The following is a 20,885-nucleotide window of genomic DNA, read 5'->3' on the forward strand; positions in this document are numbered from 1 at the left end:
ACCAGACTGGCTTCCTTCATCAGGTTACGTACTTTGAATCGACCAATCTGATACCCCAACTCCCGCATCATCGACATCAAGGCGCGGCTGCCTGCAGAGCTCCTGCTCTCTTTGAACAACCGGCGCAACTCACTGCGTTGCTGTATCCGCTCACGGTTAATCGCCCGTCTGCGGGCCAGATAGTCGTAAAAACAGGATGTTGGAACATCGAAAGCGCAGCAGACCAAAGTGATGGGGGCTTGCTCCCTTAATCGGTCTATCAGCGCGTACGTGTGAACTCGTCCGCCATCAAGAGAGCAGTAGCCTTTTTTAGAATGTCCTTTTCACGTTCGAGCCGGTTGATACGGGCTTCCAGCTCCTGAATTTTCTGCTGCTCTGGAGTCAGTGCTTTGCTGATTGGGGTTGTGCCAGTTCGTTCGGATTGCAGCTGCTGAACCCAGCGACGGAGCACTGTTTCACCGACATCCAGTGAACGGCTGGCTTCAGGGACAGAATATCCTTGGTCGAGCACCAGGGATGCAGCTTCGAGTTTGAATTCGGCAGTAAATGAGCGACGTAATCTTGTCATTGAACACCTCAGGTCATGGTGGCGACTGTACCACCTAAAAGGGTGTCCGGGATGATTAGACCACTACAGTGGTCATACGGTGACTCCAGATAACACGTAGGGGTACCGTCTTGTTATCCGGTTTGAAGCCGTATGACCACTCCATTTCATAGGCAACTATCAGGTGAATACCATCTTCGTACACTACAACACTATGGTGACTATCTTTTCAATTGGCACTTTATGATAATGGATAAGTTCAGATATTATTTCAGGTTCTCTACCTAAGACTGATATAAATAATGCGTCATACTCTGTTGATGATAGATAATCAAGAGGTTTTACAAGACCTACGCATTCAGTAGCTGAGCGATCAAATATCGCGACCACTCGTTCACTAAACTGTGAAGCAAAGAATTTACCTGATGTCCCATTACCAAATATGGCAATTTTCTTTTTCTTCGCAAGCGCCAGCGAAGCGGCGGAATAAGATTTAGAAATCAATTCAGATGTTTTATAATTATCACTATAATCAACATTGACACTTACATTACCATGCTTAGCTCTTTCAATCTCCATCTGTAGTATTGCCTGTTCTTTTTTTGTAAGTAACTTTTCCCATGTGTCATTCTCTTGTCCAATAAACGAAAGCCCCTCACACTCAAGCAATACCCCATCACGAGTTGGAGTGCTCAAGATAGGCATGTACTCAATTTCAAGAAAATTAGATATACGTTGCATTTCCGCTTCAGGGTCAGAAACAAGTTGGTTGAAATCAACAATAATAAAATTACCAGGGTGTCTTAATGCTAACTCCTCATAGGCATTAAAAAAAGAGCATATATGCTTAATTTCCTGTGACTTTATAACCTTTTCAAAAGGAGTCCGAAATGCCTGGCACTCATTTAAGTCCCTTGGCCTTTCTGTTCTATTTGTCCGAGTCGCGACAATACTTCTAATATCACGCTTTACTAAAATATTTTTCATATCAGGAATCAAATATGGTATTTTGTGATAGTGTACAAAATACCGGGGATGACTCATTGCAGCATAGTATTTTGGTTTTTTAGGTGACGTATCTTTTTGCCAGACAACTCGTAAACTTTCATATAAATCTTCAATAATACATGCAACGCTCCATTTATCTCGCTTATGAAGTGCCTGCATAAAATGGCGATCAAATGAATAAAAGTCAAAATTAAAAGGCAGTTTATAATGCACATCTGCAGAAAAATGGATTGGTAGATAACCATCATACATGATTTTTTCTAGTTTGAAATACTCAGCCATTGCTAGCGTTTTTCGTAAAGTTGTTGAATATTTCTTTTTTATCCATTCTTCACTATCATCATGTGTTAATAATAATGAAAAACTATAATCGTGTACCGGATTTACAAATACATCAGGGTGCCCATCAAGCAGCGACCACAGAACGCTTTTTCCTCCAGCAAACCAACCATCGATATTAATTAACAAGGCCACCCCCTCCACACGGATAAAAAACTAGTCTTTATATAGGTTTTTCAGAGATAACGCCATTTGATAATCCTCAATTTCATCAATATCTATGCCAGCAATTTTCCCGACGACATGACGATAAGGATTTGGCCCTAAAAAATAGCCTTCTCTTAATGTATCAGCGCAAGACCTCATATAAAGTCCATTGGTAACACGATAGATATTTGGTAATTCCTGGCTGATCGTATGAAAGCGATTAGCTTGATAGTTTATTGGTCCATGGTCATCCCAGATGTATTCTTTCAATAAGTTAACGGAGACCAAGCTATCAAATTTTTTATCACGAACCACGAATTGATTATATTTTTTAAATCCATCTTGATATTCAGCAGGTGACATCAATGGAACTACTACTGTTACCCATGCAAAGTGGGGTGTATTTATTTTTTCAACAACACCACAAATAACCTCACTAAAGGTTGCATCATGTCCATTACAGAGATAATGACTACGTTCTATGAAATTTACCCCCATCTTTTTGGAAACCTCATAAACAATTTCAGAATCAGAGCTCACAAATATTAAATCTGGACTCTGAAATTTCTTTACCTGGCTAATCTTCCACTCCAGTAAAGACAACTCATCCGTGAATGGAAGATGTATTTTTTCTTTGATTCTACTACTCCCTTCACGTACAGGAATAACAATTGATATATCAGAGAAATCATTAAGGCTATTCATTAATACCCCTTATTACATAAGAACATGCATCAGCAAAAATTGCAACATCAACTGAGTAGGCTATATATTTAAACCCAGCTTCAATGTATTTTTTAGCCATATCAACAGAGTCTGCGAAAACGCCAAGAGTTTTACCTTTCCTTGCTGCAGCCATAGCAATATTATTAATGAGTTCATTGACTTCTGGAGCAGTTATGTCGCCGGGCATTCCGACCGACTGGGATAGATCGTAAGGTCCAACAAACAAGACATCGAAGCCATCCACATTTAATATTTCATTGATATTTTTAACTCCCTCCACCCCCTCAACCTGAAGAACAATTAATTTATTATTCTCGGACTCGAAATAAACATCTCTATTGAGGGTACCAAACTTAGCTGCACGCACAAAACGACAAACACCACGTTTTCCTAGGGGATGAAAGCGTGCAGCATGTACGGCGGCTTGAGCTTGCTCGGCCGTATTTATATTGGGAATTTGTACACCATCCGCACCACTATCCAGAGCCGATGAAATTGCATGAGGGTCACATCCCGATACCCGGACGATAGATGCCACACCACCTATTTTTGCAGCTCTGGCATGATCGTGAATGATAGCTGAAGAAGCAAGGCCATGTTCCATATCAATAATTACGAAATTCATACCGGCATAACCGGTTGCTTCAATAAATGAAGCGTCAATAGTCTTGCTAAACAACCCAATGCAAACATCGAGTTGCAATTTATCTTTAATGAAGCTCATGACTAATCTCACAACGTATTTGAATAGATACTTTTTTTGTTTAACTTGTATCGAGTAGGTGTGACAGCAACCAACTCTACAGCTAAACGCTGCTGACTATAGTCATGCAGCAGAGTATCAATCTCGATATTTCTTGGGTCATCAGCTGCGAACCCATCAAATCCCGCCATAAAAATGCGATTAGCCATACCACTACTACAGATGGCTAGAGCATATGAGAGAACAAGAGAATTAGGGACCTCACAGTAGGTATCGTTGAACAGATAACTATCTTTTGAGATCACAAGACCATAATCAAGTAATGTGTTGCCAGATAATTCTCTCAATATATCAGGAGACAGCAACGCTACAGGTGTTATGAGTGGTTGTGGTTGTTTGGATAATAACAAGCTATCAGTGAGCAAGCGAATTGGGTGGCACGCTACCCGCAAATCAATTAATTCAGGTGTTATATGCGACTGTGCATTCATTGCTATCACGATAGGTTTCTGTTGACGAATATAACGTTCCAAAGCCAAACGATGTGCCATTACACCAGGTCCAGTACCGAGCAATAATACATCACGATTTTGTAACATTGATTTGGGAGCCCAACTCCCCCCTGGCTCGCTGGAAGAAAAGTGGCGAGCCATATCCAGAGTATTCGGATTAAAAATCCGCCCAGCACCATCCTTCAAATGTTCTAAAACGGCGATGATATCTTCGTCACTGAATCTGAAGTCTGCCAACATTGTTTGAACGTATGTTGGATGAATGCCATATTTCCCTGCCAAATAGTAATAAGCATTTGTGCCCCAACTATGCTTTTGTTGCATCGGCTTGAAATAACGAGTAATCAGTGACATGAGAGGTATAACATTACAGCCTTGCACCTTGGCATATGACATTTCCAGGGCCAAATATTCAGTTTTTACATTACCAGGACCTCGCCCCATACCTGTTACAGTCGAGTCAATCCAAGTGGCCCCTTTTTCCATAGCAAAAAGGGAATTTTGCAGTGCCATACCAAGATTATCATGTGCATGAATGCCAAGTTCGCCCTTCCAATGAGACGACAAAACAGCAATTATTCTCTCAACATCAGCTAGTTGTAAATTCCCAAGACTATCTGCAAAATATAAAACATCGATGGCAGATTGACTAGCTGCCAATGATATCTTTTCCAAGTCATCGATAGAGCGCTCAGAAACTTGCATTAGATTAAAGCCGACATAAAATCCAAGCGATTTTAACCATTCTGCAGCAGGTAACACCTCGAAAAACTCATGATAATGACAAGCGATTCTGACAATGCTGACAGGCGATTTTGCTGCAGACTCGGGAAATAAAAACGAAAGTGCCTGCTCGATAGGAGCATCTGATATCAGCTCTGCTGCATTAACCATCACAGAGATAGAAAGGCTAGATGGAATATTTAAATTGCGAAGGAAATCATCTGTTGTATAGGCCGTAGCACCTTTGAAACCGTTGTTCTTTATTGTTCGGAAGCCTAACTCCACAACGTTAACATTGATAGCACTCATTGCAGTAAGGTACTGTTCTATTACATCCATTGGGAAGTCCCAAGCATTATAATAACCACCATCCCGGAACGTGCAATCGAGAAACTTTATATTTCTATTCATAACACCACCTGACATTTAGAGTGTTAGCAATTAGTGGTAGTAGCTAAAAAACTATCTGTTAAAAATACATTCAAGATCATTTTTTAATTTGGCCGCAGAAAAATGTTCGCGCACAATGTTATGATTATGAATTACCGAGTCGATATCAAGAGGTGACAACAGAAGTTCATCCTCCTCAATATCGAATACCTTCAACCCCAAAACTTGACAAAGCCCCCAAGTTGACACCCCTTTTCTTATATAAACTCGAGCCCCCATGCTTAATAACTGAACAATATTACCTATACCCTGTTGCCGCCAAGAATCAAAAAGTGCAACATCTACCTTGGATAAAAAAGCCAAATATTTATCATAAGACATGAAGTGCAAGATTGGAGTAAAGCGATCCCCAAACAGTTCCGTACCACGTGCCACAACGCTATCAGCGTAAGAATGCCGGATTGGATAAGACAAGACAGAATATATCTTTAGCTTGTTACTATCTTGCTTATGTAACCGTTCATAGACAGAGATATGGTTGTTCGCCTCTGTACTTGAGTTACCAACCAATATTTTTATATCATCAGTCTCACGGTGCGTGTTATCCACTAATATGTCAGTATTAACAATATTTGATGGGTAAACAACACAGCGAATATGCTCGCCAGTGGCACCATATTTATCTCTCACGAAAGAGATAGAGTCATCAGTCATTGCAATTAAGTGGCATACATTTTTCATCACATGTCGTTGAGCATCAGAATAATACTCCGGATGGTAAAAATCCCCCCCCCACATCACCCAGTATGTTTTAGCGTACAAATAGTCATGGCTCATCAATAATGAACATACTTTATCACGCCATAATCCATGTAGAATTATTTTATCTGCATCTATCATGTATGAGAGGAGTCTCTCAAAATCACGATCTTGATGGAGGAACTCAACACCGTGATCTTTTGATAGACCATACTCATATTTTTCGCTTGTAATCATTACATAACGATGGACTACTCTATCAGAAAAACTCCTGACAAAATCAATAAATCCAGGCATGAATTTTTCAGAGATCATTACATGTAATATAAATGAATTCACTCTAACTCCCCCTGAAAAAATCAATTACTCTACTACATACAAAATTAACTTTCTCTTCTGATAACCACATACTGAGAGGCAGTCGCAATAGTTGTGCACCAGCTAATTCAGCATTAGGTAACGGGTATTTACATTGCCCATATCGCATACCTGCCTCTGATAGATGCAATGGAGTATAGTGGAAGCAAGCTTCTATACCATGCTGACGAAGATAAGATAGCAGTGCCGGTCGCTTAGGTGTTACAACATAAAAAATGTGAGCATTTCCCTCCACACCATCAGGAACTGAACAGAGTCGCACATCCTCATGATACGCCAAGTACGATAAATTCTCCTTGTATTGCTGCCAGACTCGATGTCGTGAATATTGTATAGACTGAAAAGACTCAAATTGGGCGTATAAATATGCAGCGCTGATTTCATTCATGAGATAACTACTGCCCTTATCAACCCATGAATACTTATCGACAAAGCCCTCGATAAATCTTTTTCTATTAGTCCCTTTATCTCGAATAACATGTGCACGCTCGATATAACGCGCATCATTAATCACCAATGCCCCACCTTCACCACCCGATGTAACATTTTTTGTTTCATGGAAACTTATCGTGGCCAAATGACCAAGACTGCCAAACCGTCGATTCTTTATTGATGATCCGAGTGCTTGCGCAGCATCCTCAACCAAACAAATACTATATTTGTCAGCAAGAGCTCTAATCTCAATTAGATCATTACAAAATCCTGCATAATCGACACAAACGATGGCCTTTGTCTTTTCATTAATCAATCGCTCGACTGATTCAATATTTAAACTAAAATAATTCGGATCAACATCAGCATAGACAATTTTTGCACCAAACAACACAAACGCTGTAGCAGAGCTAACAAAAGTGAAAGAGGGTACTATAATCTCATCACCAGGTTGAATATCCAATAGCAATGCGGAAAACTCTAATGCTGCAGTACATGATGGAACCAAAAAAACAGCTTCAGCATGCAAATATTGTTGCAACCATAATTCAGACTTTAGCGTATACGCCCCACCACCAGATAGCTTGTCAGTGGTCATAGCTGCGCGGATAAAATTTAATTCATTACCACTTTGTGCAGCATGATTAAATGGTACCGAAATTTTATCATTCATTGAGGTACCTCCGTAAGCAGACTGTTTCAAAAGTTGTATATTTTCTTCTGTCTATACAGTCAAACCATATATCCTCTTGATGCTCAATATCAAGCAGTGACTGATAAAATGACTCCGTCTGTATAACTGAAGGAATCACTGTAACTCCTGTATCATCACACACAGCAATGGCCCCATCATATAAAGCTCTCCGTTCATATATCTCTTGCTGTAATTTTTCATCAATTACCACTTGATGATTCACATAACCCACAGGAGTAAAACCATCACACCAAATCGGCCAGTTTTCCCGAATCAGCATTGGGGCATCACGCAGCTTCCCATTGGTTACAATTGCTGCAGCCTGTCGATATAGAATTAAGAACTTTGAAACAATATCTCCAAATACAGCTTTATCTTGATGATCGAAAACATCAATAAATACAATTTCCCCATCATTAATATTCTCTATCTGTTTATGAACATCATAGTTGGTACCGTTGACTGCATATATATAACGTACAGGCCCAACACGGAAATGACCTCTGTTTACAATTTTCGTATTAGATATGGCACCTGTTTTGCCCAAACAATCCGCAACCTGGGTACTAGAAACACGATTTCTTTTTATATAATCAATGATCACTTCTTGCATGATTTATACCTTAAAAATAATGTATCAATAGCTGAGAATGATTGATCTTTATAACCTTTTACAGTAAATTCAAATGGCATGACATCATTATTTAAAACAACGCATTTTGTGTAAGAATAGAATAAATTTAGAATATCACAGGGGTCACTATGAAAAGTGTGAGCTAGTTCATAATCAACCTTATTAGACAAAAAATCAAAGGAAATGCCTTCTCGACATATTGAAAATGCCTTTCCTATAACATCGCGTATAAATTGTTGATTTGTATCATCACCTTCCATTTTAAAGTTAAATACTCCTGATGCAACTATGATATCAAACTCTTCATCGAATTGATAAGTCAGAAAATCGCCTAAAACGAAATTAATATGCGCATCTTGTGCATACATTTCTTTTCCTTTCGCTACCAAAACGTCGACAAGGTCGATACCCATGTAGTAATAGTCCACTCCCAAACTTTTGAGATAAATATTAGCATCGCCAAAGCCACACCCTATATCGAGAACTCGTTTTCCTTTCAATTCAAATCCTTTGAATAAAGTCTCATAACGAACATCCTGCTTACCCTTATCCCAACCGAGTGTTTTTGGCGAATAGCCATGTTCAGCAAACCGTGTGCGATATCGTTCGATTACTTTATCTTGTTCTTTTTTCTTCATCATGTTACTTAGTCCATTTCAATCTTGAGCATTGATTTTATTTTTTTTCTGATTTCATTCAACTCAATGTCTGTATCTGCTTTGATAATAAAGTAGCCTACGCGACTTCTATCATCTTTGGGGGCCACAACAACGTCACTGATATTCAATTCTACTTCAGCATCAACAACAGCTGGATGCGACAGTATCACATCAAGGCCAGAAATTGATTTTACTCTCCCAGGAGAGACATCAAAAAACTCTAATGCCACACTCACATGTTGAATTTTTTTTAGAAATGGTGATGGGCTTCCTGCGCACGCAGAAATGATAAAGGCTTCATTCGCGTCATAACCAGAGACCACGGGAATAATAGTAGAAGATATCTTTGTCCCACCACCTCGGATGGCGGCCTCGATGAGGTATAATTTTCCATCACTTACTTTAAACTCACAGTGAGTGATGCCAAATGGTAGGCTTTTAAACATGGTCTTACTGACATTATCGAGCGTATTTAAATCTATTTCTGAATGTGACTGTAAGTACAATAATGCCGATGCAACCGTTGGGGATGACTCAAAGTGCTCTTTTCTTGAAATTGCTAAGATCTGGTAGTCACCAGTTGGACTCTTGAACCCCTCAACTGTGTATTCATTACCAAATATATATGACTCACACAAAATTCCCTCACCAGAGCTGTGCTTCAATGAATCTTGATAGGCAGCAATTACATCCTCTGACTTCCACATAATATTTACACCACGACTTGATTGATTCGAGGTCGGCTTTAAAACAGCAGGAAAACCAAATTGTGCTATAAACTGCTGTACTTCGGGCAAGCTATGACACAATCTGTATGCTGGGTGATGCAACCCATCGATGGATAGTAAACTACGCATCAGATACTTATTCGTAAACAGACTAGCACATTGCACCCCAACACCAGGAATATTTAATTTTTCAGCCACGGTAGCCACTGTCATGACGGCAATGTCACTTTGATCTGTAATAATGGCTGATATATTCTCTCTTTTTGCGATCAGGCTATTTCTTTCGATATCACGAACGTCGGAAACATAGCAATATGTGGCATATTTAAATGCTGGTGAATCTTGATATAAATTTGAGCACACAACATCAAACCCAAGGTTGGCTGCCTTCTCGACGATGGGCACCTGCCATTTTCCTCCGCCTATAACCATTATTTTTTTCTTGGCACTCATTTTATACCCTTGCAATTTTATAAAAGCCCGTACATATTACCATTCGCTAATTTGGCATTCACAACATACATTAAACATTAATTTCAATTATAGAATTGTAGAATGCTTGATAACCTGTTCTATATAAAGAACCCTATGATTTTTCCCAAAATATAGCAGTTGTTCATGGATCTGCTGAAACGCCGAACTACAAATAACAATATAATCGTACTCTGGAAGATTAACGTCAGAAGGATGATATATTTCTATACCAGCAAAGATATGATTTGATTTGGATAATTGACTATCCATAAAACCGACCACTTTATTACAGGAGGCAATCCGATCATAATATTTTACCATCTGCCAGCCAAGACCATATAAAATCAATTTTTTATCCTCGACAAGCAATAAAGTTGTATCAACAGGCATTCGATTACTTTTTAATGCGAGATTAATATTTGCTATCTCAGATTGGTGCTCAGTACTTGTATTAGCATATACCCAGTCAATAACATCATCTTGAAAGGCATAAACATACTCTCTAAAACTCAACAATGCAGGCTTTGATACTAATAGTCTATCTATATCAAATAAAACACTAAGTGCTTTAACACGGCGATAATCACTACTATTCGTCAACTGTAGACGATTAGACTCATAGATATGACATATAGCTTTATTATCAAGGATCAAAATATTATTGGACTGTAGTAGGCATTGAAAGTTAGCATAAACATCATTTAGAACATGTGTGTTTGAAAATTCCATGCCAATTTTTTTTGCAAAATCATGTAATATAAACTTATTCCATGGAAATCCTGCAAGTCGTAACACTGCGGGCACACTTTGTATCGCTGTTAATCGGCCGCTAAATTCTTTTATACATGCCCAGATCTGGCTATCTCTAGCCATCATGTGGCCACTAACACGCCCTTTCTGATCTTTAACAAGATAATTATATATTGTAACATCTGGACGTTTTTCTAACGTCTCAGCAAATGCATTATTTATACTGGGAAGATAATAATCATCCGCGTCAAGAAAAGCGATATATTCTCCTTGAGCTTTCGAAACCCCAACATTTCTGGCGACACCAGCACCGCTATTATTTTGGCTACGGCAAAACCTAATATTGCTGTTTGCTTTTGCCATACATTCCACAATGGCAACTGTTTTATCAGTTGAACTATCATCGACTACAATCACTTCAACAAGGAAGTATTTAAAGTTCTCATATACTGACTCGATTGCCGTGCGAATTGTACACTCCGCATTGTAAGCCGGAATTATTATTGAGAGGTCATATTTCACGGCATTATCCTTTTTTACAATGATATGATTCTTATATTCATGCCAGAATAGGCATCACTGATATCTTGGCGGATTTCATCAACATATGCAGCGGAGGCAATTAACACTACCTCTCCATCACTAATTTTAGCTTTAGCTAGAGGAACGACATTAATATCAGCTACTTTATATGTCATCAATTGTGCCTTTTTATCAATTAAAAGTTTCACTCTAATCTTTCTCTTAATTAATTCAGGATACAGACTCTCGAAAAACTCACCGGCGCCATAAATTACCACCTCTTTTATTTCCTGACTCGAGACTAATTCAACTAAATTATCAACCGTGTCTGCATGCATTTCCCCCGCAGAAGAAAGGCCTTTGATTTCTTTAATAAAATCAGCATCTATTGCAGTAATGGTGCCTTGTGGCCAAGGTAGCCATGTTTGCGCATGTGAGTTATTTTTCGAGAACTTCCTAAAAGTCTCGATAATTCCATCATTTGCCAATCTATTTTTGTTGACATCGTCAATTAATGGGTAACTGCGATTTGAGCCAAAATTATCCTCATGAATCAACTTGCCAAGATATTTAACTTCAGTACTAGTTGGAAATTCTATTAAACGTTCAATAGCTTTTAAATAAGACTCTCGGACATTGTGTTCAGCCATCCCACCATGCAAGGTATGGTACCAACCTTGATAGTTTTCAACACCCAGTTCAAATGCTGTTATCAGATCTTTATGCTGTTCTGAATAATCGGCATCAGCCATTAAAGGCACTATGTCTCCAGCTGCATTTCGTCTATAACCGAGTGTTGTTTGCTTTTTTCCAACTAAAACAATCTCAAGGATCTCTGGCGAACGCGTTAATAAATTGATACCTCTACGCGTTGTTTGATTATATGGAATAAAGGAATTTACTGTTAGCTCAGTGCTTTTTCCATAACCACGAGCAGTGCAATATAAGATGAGGTTAAGCGATGCAGGTAAATCCAATCCACATTGTAATTGATGCTGAATTGTTGCACCACCACCAAAGTCTATTGTGGCGAACGATTTTTTTTCAGTCAACAAACCGACGTATTCATCGAGCATAGATTTAATAAAAAGGATCTTATCTTTAATTTTATCCTGATGACTCTCAATAACGTTTTTAACATAGGATAATGCTGATATACCATCTATATAAATACTATCCAAGCGGTCGAATCGGACATTTATATACGGTGTTAAGCCAGGTTCATCCAGACCAAACTCGGCGAGTACATCACCCACTGTATAATTTTTCCTCATAAGCGCCGCACTGATTCCATCGGCTATTTCACGGCCATGAAGAGCCGGAAGGAAGGTGGCTTTTCTTGATGCATAACAGGGCACACATCGGATACGCTCTTTGTTTCCTTTAAGCAAAAATTCCCTATTGATACATCTACTTATAATGTCCCCTTCTCGCATTAACGCAAGAATACAGCCAATGCCAAGACGACGAACCCGTTCAATAGCCCACTGGCTAAACCCTATTAGAATAGGACCAAGAAGGAATGCTCCATATTGATAGAAAAACTTAGCTTCTTCACTTAACGCTTGTGGTGCACTCATGACAGCAAGCTTACGAGCGTGACGAACGGTAGATGGAAAAGTGACGTTGTAGCGTTTTTCTCTTTCGATGATATCTAGAATATAATCTGGCTCTCCGTAATGCTGGGCTGATATTCCATACATCATTGCACCTTGAATATCCGAGTATTTATTATCACCCACGTGCATCATTTCTGACGGTGATAATGATTCAGCAGTTAACACGTACTTAAATAGTCTACCTGTCACCTTAGTGAATTTTATATCAGATGAACAATAAATGCGCTCTACTACGCCAACCCCCAAGAGTGAATCTATTACCTCAGTCAAAAAGACGCTTGGTAGATAAACATCAGAAATAACAATGATTCGTTTATTTAACTCTTTTACACGTTTAATTAATTCAGCCACTAGAGGATCCAGATACAAAACCTCTCTTTCAATTTCCAATTCTTGATTCATCAAATTGCATTTTTCATTTTCACCTAATGGTAGACAATCAAAAATCTCGCTTAGAGTAACATCATCATGAGCAGATAACTTTCTTGCTTTTTTTTCTGCCTCAATACGGCATTGTCGATAGTCTGCAGGCTCTAACGGCAATGTCATAACGGAGCTCACGCGTCTTGCTGCTTCTTCAAATACCCATGCAGGCTCATCACAAGTCCTACGCAATAACGTATCAAAGGCATCCAATGATAGCACTTTGATCTGGTCAGAGAGCAAAATCTGGTCACTGTTTAGATAAAAATCACTATGAATCCACAACGGGCTCATGTCTTGGCGGCACTCATTTTTCATGCTTTCGACTCCACTCGCTCAAAGCAGTACAGCGTATTGTTCACCGCGTCATCCATATCGAAATAGCGATACTCGGCAAGGCGGCCCAAAGCAATCAGTTGCGGGAACTGGGTCAATTCATTTCGGCAAGCCTGATAGTTCTGTTTGGCCTCATCGGTAAACAGCGGGTAGTAAGGCTCTAACCCCTGCTCAGGCTTATAGTTACAGGGATATTCGTACACGATACTGGTGCCGAGATGCTGTTGCCCGCTGAAGTGCTTGAATTCGGTGATCCGCGTGAAGGCTTCTTCATTCGGATAATTGACGGTCGTGACAGGCTGAAATTGCTCTTGCGCCAGATGGCGATGTTCAAAACGCAGTGAGCGATATGGCAGGCAATTCCCTTCTGCCGGCATCAACTGATCCAGCATACCGGTATATATCAGTGGGCCATCGAAAGGCGCGCCATCCAACAACACCTGCTTCTGCTGCCAATCCAATCTGACACGCTGCACCATGGGGGTAGACAGCCGCACGTCAATCAGCGGGTGTGCGAGCATCCGCTCAAACATGGCGGTATAGCCTTCCGCCGGCACCGCCTGCCAAGGATCGGTGAAGTAGCGATCATCCCGACTCACCACCACGGGCACTCGTGCCGTCACCTCGGGGGAGATCTGCTCGGGCGGTACCCCCCACTGTTTACTGGTGTAGTTGACGAAGGCTTTCTGATAGATGAAATCTGCCAATTCACCCAGCAGGGGATGCGCCTCTTTGCGCAATTCCAGAATAGGCACTCTGGCACCATCACCAAACCGGGTACGCAGGGCCTCAATCATGGCGGCGGCTTTGTCGGTCTGAAAGCAACGTTCGATGCTGGTCAAGTTGAACGGGATCGGCACCAACTGCCCGTCGATGCGTGACAACACACGATGCTCATAAGGCTGCCACTCGGTAAACTGCGACAGGTAATCCCAGACTTCCTTGTTATCGGTATGGAAGAGGTGCGGTCCATAGCGATGGATCAACACCCCATGCTCATCATACTCGTCAAAGCAGTTGCCACCGATATGATCGCGCTGCTCCAGCACAAGTACCTTCCAACCGAGCTGGCTGGCCATTCGCTCAGCCATGACGGCACCGGAAAGCCCGGCGCCAATGACGATCGCCTGATAACTCATGCCGCCTCTCCAAACAGTTGTTGCATGACCCGTGCTGGATGGGCCCGCTGCATCCAAGCCAGTTGATGTCGCTCATCGAAGAACCAGCCTGGCGCCAGCTTCGCTACCTCAGTAACTGACTGTTCGATAAGCTGCGTGAAGCGGGCTACGTCATCCTGCCGCAGAAAGTAGAGTGCGGCAGAGTAATAGTGATGGGCACGCCCCTGGGCAATGGCCACGGGATCCGCCCCAAACGCAGCGGCGTTATCACAGGCGCGCAGCAGATCACGCAGAGACTGCTCACGACGTTCAGCTGATTTGCGGGTCTGCCCGCCAAAGCTCTGGGTATGGAAGCGATAGCGGCCCAATAATTCGGGGATAAAATCCAGCGTCCCCGGATTGTGGGAGAGGTTCAAGATGTGCCAGGGATAATCGAGGATGATCTTGCACCCCTCATCGATGGCATTTTCCATCCCTTCATAACGGCGAAACATTATGGAACTGGCATTAACGAACACCCCGAAGCGGATCAATGCCTCCCGTGTCATCACGGGTTCGAGATAGCGAGCATTGTAATAATCGCGGGTAAATAGCTTGAGCCGTGCGCCAGTTTCATCATCAAACATCTCCGCCTCGTGGTAGCAAAGGGTGCAGCCAGTGTGCGTATCAAGATAATCGGCTTGGCTCTGCAGCTTGCCCGGCAGAGCAAGATCATCCCCGTCGACATAGGCGATGTATTCACCGCTAGCCTCTCTCAGCAAGCGTTTCTGGGTCTTGGCCAACCCCATATTCTGCGAATTCTGTAGTGCCTTGAGTTGCGGCCACTGCTGCACCAGCCGCTGCAAAATGGCCCAGGAGTCATCGCTCGAGCCGTCATCAATGGCAATGACCTCAAAATCGAAATTGGTTTGCTGTTCCAGCAGACTAAGCAGACAGGGCTCGATAAAGCGCCCTAGGTTATACACCGGCACCAGTACGCTGACTTTCATAGAGAATCCAGAAGTAGAGTAAAAAAGAAGCGAATTGGAGAAAATGGACAAGGCTACCGCACGGTCTCTGTCAACCCTTCCTGCCCTTCATGGCAATATTTACTGCAAGAGCCGTGCCTGACCAAGCTAATTCATTGATATGACTTGATTTATGTGACCTGGCATCCACTATTCAATTCGAGCAAGCTGACGGCTGCAGGCCACCAGCATGTCGATGCCGTCCCAGAGCCATTCGAATGCCAGCGCTTGTCCCGGACTTGCCACCCTATCGATACGGCAGCAAGGCGACAGCTGTAAAGCACACTCAAGCCGCATTTTATCTGGTCCAACCCAGACACAGGTCTGCATATCCCAAGGTTGTAACAGCAACTCATCAAGGGTATCGGCAACGAATTCGGCAACTGTACCTCCTCCGATGTGTGCAAGCCGCAAAGAGGCGGTGGGAGTCAATAAGGTGACGCCAGCAAAGGTCTCCAGCTGCATCTGACCATCGAGAGCGGCATTTTGTTGACAATTGATGAGGCGTTCCATCATCAAGGCAGGGTTGTCTGCAAAGGGGGCAAAGACTGCTTCGAGCAAACGACGGCGCAACACACTATCGGGAGTGCCCAACCAGCAAATCGTGGTGGGCGAGGAGCAGGCTTGCTGATTGAAGCGAGTAATGTCTTGTTGCAAAGCCACGACCACTTGCCGCCACACGGCAGCATCCAGGCTGGCGAGCCATTGGCTATCAAATACCGCCATGGAGCGACGATCAGGAAACACCATTTCCTGAGCGCGAGGTGAAAGCGGAATAACCCGTACCCGGCCGATGGTTTCATCACCGCCCCAAATGATGCGAAGGCGGCACTGGGTCGACAGCCAGGCGGTAATGCGCTCGTCATGGTCATAGCGGATAAAGCGGGTACGCGAGGCAATCTCTTGCCACTCGGGCAGGGAGAATAGTTCGTTCAGGATGGTCAGCATGGCCTCTTGCACCGGGTCGATGCGCGATGAGAGACGTACCACGGACCCATTGCCCATCAGCAGCGCCATGATCCAGGAGTAGAACGCGACGGTCGGCACGTTGGAGGGGACCAGATGAAAAACCATCCCCAAAGGTGCACGCCCTGCCGTGCGTTTGCGCTGTACCTCAATCTGGCGCGGCCGCAACCAAAAGCCAAAGGCGGCCAGATCCGGGTTCTCTCGCCCCTCCTTCAGCAGACGTGCAGAGAGCGCAGCCACAAAGTCGCAGATGACGGGCGCAAAGCTTGGCAACGGGCGAATAACAAAACCTTGCCAACCGCTGACGGGAGCCACGAAAGCGACCTCTGGCCCCGCTTGCCAGATGGCATCTTCTACATCTGATCGGCTCACTGGAAAGTGTCGCTGCATCCCCTCACCTCGGCGCCTTGCTGACGTCCTGATACATGGAAATAACGGCCACGACGGCCGCAGGGGCAATCATCCTCCCCCAGCAGCACGCCGAGATCCTCGGTCAGCAGGCTGTGGCCAGGATAACTTTGGGGAATGGCAGAGATCACCTGCAGCAAGCCGGGTTGGCCGACCCCGAGCGGTCGATGAGTCAGCGGATCCCGCACCAGCAGATCGGCAAAGAGAGGGGCATGAAGATGGCCATGCTCACACTCGATAAACACCGACCCCACCTGCTCCACCATGCCATAGAAGTTGTGTACCCGACTCAGCCCCAGCTGTTCATGGCAGCGCAGCTTGAAGGCTGGATTATCCACCGCGAGGTGTTGCAGCTTCTTCCAGCCACCGCTGTGAAAAAGCGTGCCCTGCGTCAGCGGCAGTTGCAGACCGCGCTCACGCAGCGGCTCCAGCAGACATTGCCAGACCATGAAGGTGAAGCCGAACAGCAGGACCGGCTGGCCCGCATATTTGTCACAGAAGGCCTCGATGACCGGCCAGTTGGGCCGCATCTGCCCGTCGAGGGCATAGGTATGGTCTCGGCCAAGGAAGGAGAGCCCCAGCGCACCGGCGCCGCGGGCGGAAAAACCGCTGCGGTTTTGAATCAGGGCGGGTTGCTCCACCAGCAGCATCGGCAGCCGCTGCTTGCCGACGAACTCTTGCAGGATCTTCACCAGCACCTTGCTCTGCAACGCGGCTGTATCCCGATCCAGCACGATCCGTGACGGCGTTCCGGTTGTACCAGAGGAGGTGAGCACCTTGAATACCTCTTCTTGCGGCACGCTCTGCCATTGGGCCAATTTGAACAGGCGGGTGGCCAGATAAGGAAGCTCTTGATAGGTCGAGGCCTGACCCCAGCCAAACGCCGACAGAATATTGGCAAAAGCTGGACACCCCTGCCCATGCCGCTGCGTCAATTCATTCAGACGAGCAAGGAGCAGCCCACTTTTTTCATGTTGGGGCAGCCCAAAAACCGGTGCATCAAACAGCCTGTTCATAGCTGCTCCAGTTGTGTTAACAGGGCCGGATAATCAATCTTCATATTGCTGCGTCGTGGCAAATGATGCCGATAAATGCGCACGCTTGATGGCGGCACCATCAGCCAGCGGGCCAGCTCCAGCTGTAGTGCGTCACAGGGGCACGCATCTGCCTCGATGGCCACCAACAGGCGATCATCGCGGCCGGTCGCGGCGCAGGCATAGCCCCTCCCCTGCAACCAGGCCTCCACTTCAGCCAAGCTTACCCGTTTGCCAAACAGCTTCAGAAAACGGTTGAGCCGCCCGGTCAGATAGAATCGTCCCGCCTCGTCGCAACGAGCCAGATCGCCGGTAAAGAGCGCATCCATATCACGCCCACGCGCCAGCTCTTCAGTGCGCTCGGCATAGCCAAGCATCACATTTGGCCCTTGGTAAACCAACTCCCCCTCCCCGTCGGGAAAGCCGGACTCATGACGCAAAGAGAGGCGCCCGCCCGGTACGGCACGGCCAATGGCATCCGGGGCAATCATCACTTCATCGTGCGCCAGCCAGGCAATGCGCGGTGCCGCTTCGGTCTGGCCATACATCACGAAAAAACGGCGTCCCAGCGCAGCTGCCTGTTCGGCAAATTGCTTTGCCAGTGCTGGCTCAAGTCGTCCTCCAGCCTGGGTCAGTGTCATCAGGCTGGGATAGCGGGCCCAGTCAAAACGCAAGCGGTTTAGCATCTGAAAGGTAAACGGAACCCCCGCCACACTGGTGACCTGATGGCGATTGACCTCATCCCAGAAGTGGCGCTCAAGGGGGCTGGCAGTGCATGACACCAGAGAGGCGCCAGCCAAAAGATGGCTGTTGAGCACCGACATACCAAAGGAGTAAAACAGTGGCAACGAGGTGATGGCGCGCTCACCCCCGTTCAGCGCCAGATATTCGGCGATAGCCGCGGCATTGGCATCAAGATTGGCTCTCGACAATCGCACCCATTTGCAGGAGCCGGTACTGCCCGATGTCGGCAGCAGCATGGCCAGTTCAGGGTGAAGTGAGGGCGCATCGCCAAGATGCGCAACTGCCCCATCCTCCAACACCCGCAGACTGACACCAAAGCGCTGGCACTGCTCATGGTGCAACTGGGCATCCTGTGCAGGATCGGCCAACATGATGGCGTGGCCATCACGCAGGGCCAGCAAGTAGTGAAGCAAATGTAGGGTGGACGTCACAAATGGCAGGTAGACCAAATGACGACCGACGGGATAGGTGGTGGCCAACTGCGCCACACGCCGAGCCAGCTCACCATAACTGAGCCACCCCTCTTGCGGGTCTCGCCAGGCGGGCTCCTCATTGCTTTCAACCAGATGCGTCAACAAATCAGGCTGGCTCAAATCACCATCCCCCCATCGACCCCGATCACCTGACCGGTCACATAGCTCGACAAGTCGGATGCGAGAAACAGGGCTACCTTGGCCACTTCATCTGGCGTGCCAATCCGCCCCATGGCGATGCTGGCCACCCGCTCGGCAAATTTCTCTTCCGGGATGGCATGCGCCATATCGGTATCGATAAAACCGGGAGCAATGGCATTGACACGGATCTGGCTGGCGGCCAGCTCCTTGGCCAGTGACTGGGTAATGCCGATCACCGCCGCCTTGCTGCCGGCATAGCTGCTGAGCCCCGCCGCCCCCACCAGCCCTATCAGGGAGGCGAGATTGATGATGCTGCCACCACCGCAGCGCTGCATCAGGCGGGCGGCATACTGGCTGCAGTAGATCACGCTAAAGGTATTGTTGCTGAACGTCTTTTGCAGATGGGCCTGGTTCGCCATCCCCAATAACGCCTCTTCCAGCATGCCGGCATTGTTGACCAGCACGTCCAGCGATCGACTCTGGGTAAAAAGCTGCTGAAAGGCTTGCTTGACCGCCACCGGCTCAGCCACATCAAAACAAAGGGGCTGGCAGGGCACGCCGAACTCGGAACCGAGCGCGGTCGCCAGCTGGCTCATCGCCACCTCATCACGGCCCCCCAGCCACAGTTGTGCCCCCTGAGAGGCAAATTGGCGGGCGATAGCAAGGCCAATGCCACGCCCTGCACCGGTGATCAACACCCGCTTCCCTTGTAGCAGCCCCGTCATCAAAAAGCGATCCCGTACTTGGCCAGGATCTCACGCGCCTTGGCGACCGAGCTCATGTCGATAATGTCATCGGTGTTGAGCAACACGCCGTAGTGATCCTCCAGTTGGGCAATCAGCCCCATGTGGGCGACGGAATCCCACTGCGGGATACTGTTGTAGGCCAGCCCATCGCTGACGCTGCCGATATCGATACCCAGAGCCTCGGCAAAAACCTGTTCCAATGCGATTGTCATCTGAAAAATCTCCGTAGCCGCTCACGGGCGGCATAGTAATCCGCAGGCAGCAGTTCCAATGCAAAAAATCCGTTCTCTTGCCCAACCTGGCGGTAACCCAGTTGTTCATTCAAGCGCAGGGCCGAGCGATTGTTCTCCCGAACCAGGGTGCGGATACAACCGATGTGTAACTCATCAAAGCCCTGATCAAGCTGGGATAAGGCAGCAGCAACGCCCAACATGGGATGCCGCACGGTTGAGTTGCCCAGATAGAGCCCGGCATCGGCGATCGCCTGACCCTGCAGCGCGTCCTGGCACTCACCTTTAAGATTGACGTAACCGGCGCGCATGCCCTTGCACCAGAGCACCCAGTGCTGCTGATCCCGTCGCTCACGGGTAGCGGCGAACCATTGGCGCTGTTGCCGTGGCGAAATACGCGCCTGGGATACCATCTGCATTCGCACCTCATCCTGATTGCGCCAACGTCGCAAGGCAGGAAGATCCCACGGCGCTATCGGGCATAGCTCAACGCCATAACTCATCTTCAACGCCAT

General features: G+C 45.6%; 19 protein-coding genes and 1 pseudogene. All 20 read right to left on the reverse strand.

Annotated elements, in window-relative coordinates; genetic code table 11:
* A pseudogene (locus AB5Y86_RS03975) lies at window positions 1-568 on the reverse strand (transposase); the annotation flags it as partial.
* A gap of 183 nt (window positions 569-751) precedes the next feature.
* Entirely contained in the window at window positions 752-2,023 is a 1,272-nt protein-coding gene (locus AB5Y86_RS03980) for a sulfotransferase (RefSeq protein WP_368192193.1), read from the reverse strand.
* 27 nt (window positions 2,024-2,050) lie between these two features.
* Window positions 2,051-2,746: a hypothetical protein gene (locus AB5Y86_RS03985; RefSeq protein ID WP_368192194.1), complete on the reverse strand. Its 696-nt coding sequence runs from the start codon at window positions 2,744-2,746 to the stop codon at window positions 2,051-2,053.
* Complete coding sequence (locus AB5Y86_RS03990; protein ID WP_368192195.1) at window positions 2,739-3,491, reverse strand: HpcH/HpaI aldolase/citrate lyase family protein; 753 nt, start codon at window positions 3,489-3,491, stop codon at window positions 2,739-2,741. Before AB5Y86_RS03990 ends, AB5Y86_RS03985 begins: the two co-directional genes overlap by 8 nt.
* Before the next feature lie 8 nt (window positions 3,492-3,499).
* Window positions 3,500-5,116, reverse strand: a complete 1,617-nt coding sequence (locus AB5Y86_RS03995) for an aldolase catalytic domain-containing protein (RefSeq protein WP_368192196.1) — start codon at window positions 5,114-5,116, stop codon at window positions 3,500-3,502.
* A 51-nt stretch (window positions 5,117-5,167) separates the two neighbouring features.
* On the reverse strand, window positions 5,168-6,193 hold the full coding sequence (locus AB5Y86_RS04000; protein WP_368192197.1) for a TDP-N-acetylfucosamine:lipid II N-acetylfucosaminyltransferase: 1,026 nt from the start codon (window positions 6,191-6,193) through the stop codon (window positions 5,168-5,170).
* A 1-nt stretch (window position 6,194) separates the two neighbouring features.
* Window positions 6,195-7,337 carry a dTDP-4-amino-4,6-dideoxygalactose transaminase gene (gene rffA, locus AB5Y86_RS04005; RefSeq protein ID WP_368192198.1) on the reverse strand — a complete coding sequence of 381 codons (1,143 nt, stop codon included), beginning with the start codon at window positions 7,335-7,337 and terminating at the stop codon, window positions 6,195-6,197.
* On the reverse strand, window positions 7,330-7,971 hold the full coding sequence (locus AB5Y86_RS04010) for a hypothetical protein (protein WP_236561930.1): 642 nt from the start codon (window positions 7,969-7,971) through the stop codon (window positions 7,330-7,332). The genes rffA and AB5Y86_RS04010 overlap by 8 nt, the downstream gene beginning before the upstream one ends.
* The gene (locus AB5Y86_RS04015; RefSeq protein WP_368192199.1) at window positions 7,959-8,633 is read right to left on the reverse strand and encodes a class I SAM-dependent methyltransferase; all 675 of its coding nucleotides are present in this window, start codon (window positions 8,631-8,633) and stop codon (window positions 7,959-7,961) included. The genes AB5Y86_RS04010 and AB5Y86_RS04015 overlap by 13 nt, the downstream gene beginning before the upstream one ends.
* A gap of 5 nt (window positions 8,634-8,638) precedes the next feature.
* A complete protein-coding gene (locus tag AB5Y86_RS04020) occupies window positions 8,639-9,832 on the reverse strand; it encodes an ATP-grasp domain-containing protein (protein WP_368192200.1) in 1,194 nt (397 codons plus the stop codon).
* 87 nt (window positions 9,833-9,919) lie between these two features.
* Window positions 9,920-11,125 carry a glycosyltransferase family 2 protein gene (locus AB5Y86_RS04025; protein ID WP_368192201.1) on the reverse strand — a complete coding sequence of 402 codons (1,206 nt, stop codon included), beginning with the start codon at window positions 11,123-11,125 and terminating at the stop codon, window positions 9,920-9,922.
* 14 nt (window positions 11,126-11,139) lie between these two features.
* Window positions 11,140-13,485 (reverse strand): HAD family hydrolase, encoded by a 2,346-nt coding sequence (locus tag AB5Y86_RS04030; protein ID WP_368192202.1) that lies wholly within the window; start codon window positions 13,483-13,485, stop codon window positions 11,140-11,142.
* Window positions 13,482-14,642 carry a UDP-galactopyranose mutase gene (gene glf / locus AB5Y86_RS04035; protein WP_368192203.1) on the reverse strand — a complete coding sequence of 387 codons (1,161 nt, stop codon included), beginning with the start codon at window positions 14,640-14,642 and terminating at the stop codon, window positions 13,482-13,484. The genes AB5Y86_RS04030 and glf overlap by 4 nt, the downstream gene beginning before the upstream one ends.
* Window positions 14,639-15,610, reverse strand: a complete 972-nt coding sequence (locus AB5Y86_RS04040) for a glycosyltransferase family 2 protein (protein WP_368192204.1) — start codon at window positions 15,608-15,610, stop codon at window positions 14,639-14,641. Before AB5Y86_RS04040 ends, glf begins: the two co-directional genes overlap by 4 nt.
* 168 nt (window positions 15,611-15,778) lie before the next feature.
* A complete protein-coding gene (locus tag AB5Y86_RS04045) occupies window positions 15,779-16,984 on the reverse strand; it encodes an acyl-CoA reductase (RefSeq protein ID WP_368192205.1) in 1,206 nt (401 codons plus the stop codon).
* A complete protein-coding gene (locus tag AB5Y86_RS04050; protein WP_368192206.1) occupies window positions 16,963-18,018 on the reverse strand; it encodes an acyl-protein synthetase in 1,056 nt (351 codons plus the stop codon). Before AB5Y86_RS04050 ends, AB5Y86_RS04045 begins: the two co-directional genes overlap by 22 nt.
* Window positions 18,015-19,373: an AMP-binding protein gene (locus tag AB5Y86_RS04055; protein ID WP_368192207.1), complete on the reverse strand. Its 1,359-nt coding sequence runs from the start codon at window positions 19,371-19,373 to the stop codon at window positions 18,015-18,017. Before AB5Y86_RS04055 ends, AB5Y86_RS04050 begins: the two co-directional genes overlap by 4 nt.
* On the reverse strand, window positions 19,370-20,119 hold the full coding sequence (locus AB5Y86_RS04060; RefSeq protein ID WP_368192208.1) for an SDR family NAD(P)-dependent oxidoreductase: 750 nt from the start codon (window positions 20,117-20,119) through the stop codon (window positions 19,370-19,372). Before AB5Y86_RS04060 ends, AB5Y86_RS04055 begins: the two co-directional genes overlap by 4 nt.
* On the reverse strand, window positions 20,119-20,352 hold the full coding sequence (locus AB5Y86_RS04065; RefSeq protein ID WP_368192209.1) for an acyl carrier protein: 234 nt from the start codon (window positions 20,350-20,352) through the stop codon (window positions 20,119-20,121). The genes AB5Y86_RS04060 and AB5Y86_RS04065 overlap by 1 nt, the downstream gene beginning before the upstream one ends.
* Window positions 20,349-20,885 carry a GNAT family N-acetyltransferase gene (locus tag AB5Y86_RS04070; protein ID WP_368192210.1) on the reverse strand — a complete coding sequence of 179 codons (537 nt, stop codon included), beginning with the start codon at window positions 20,883-20,885 and terminating at the stop codon, window positions 20,349-20,351. The genes AB5Y86_RS04065 and AB5Y86_RS04070 overlap by 4 nt, the downstream gene beginning before the upstream one ends.

The organism is Aeromonas sp. s8 (genome assembly GCF_040907785.1).
In the GTDB taxonomy this organism is placed as follows: domain Bacteria; phylum Pseudomonadota; class Gammaproteobacteria; order Enterobacterales; family Aeromonadaceae; genus Aeromonas; species Aeromonas veronii.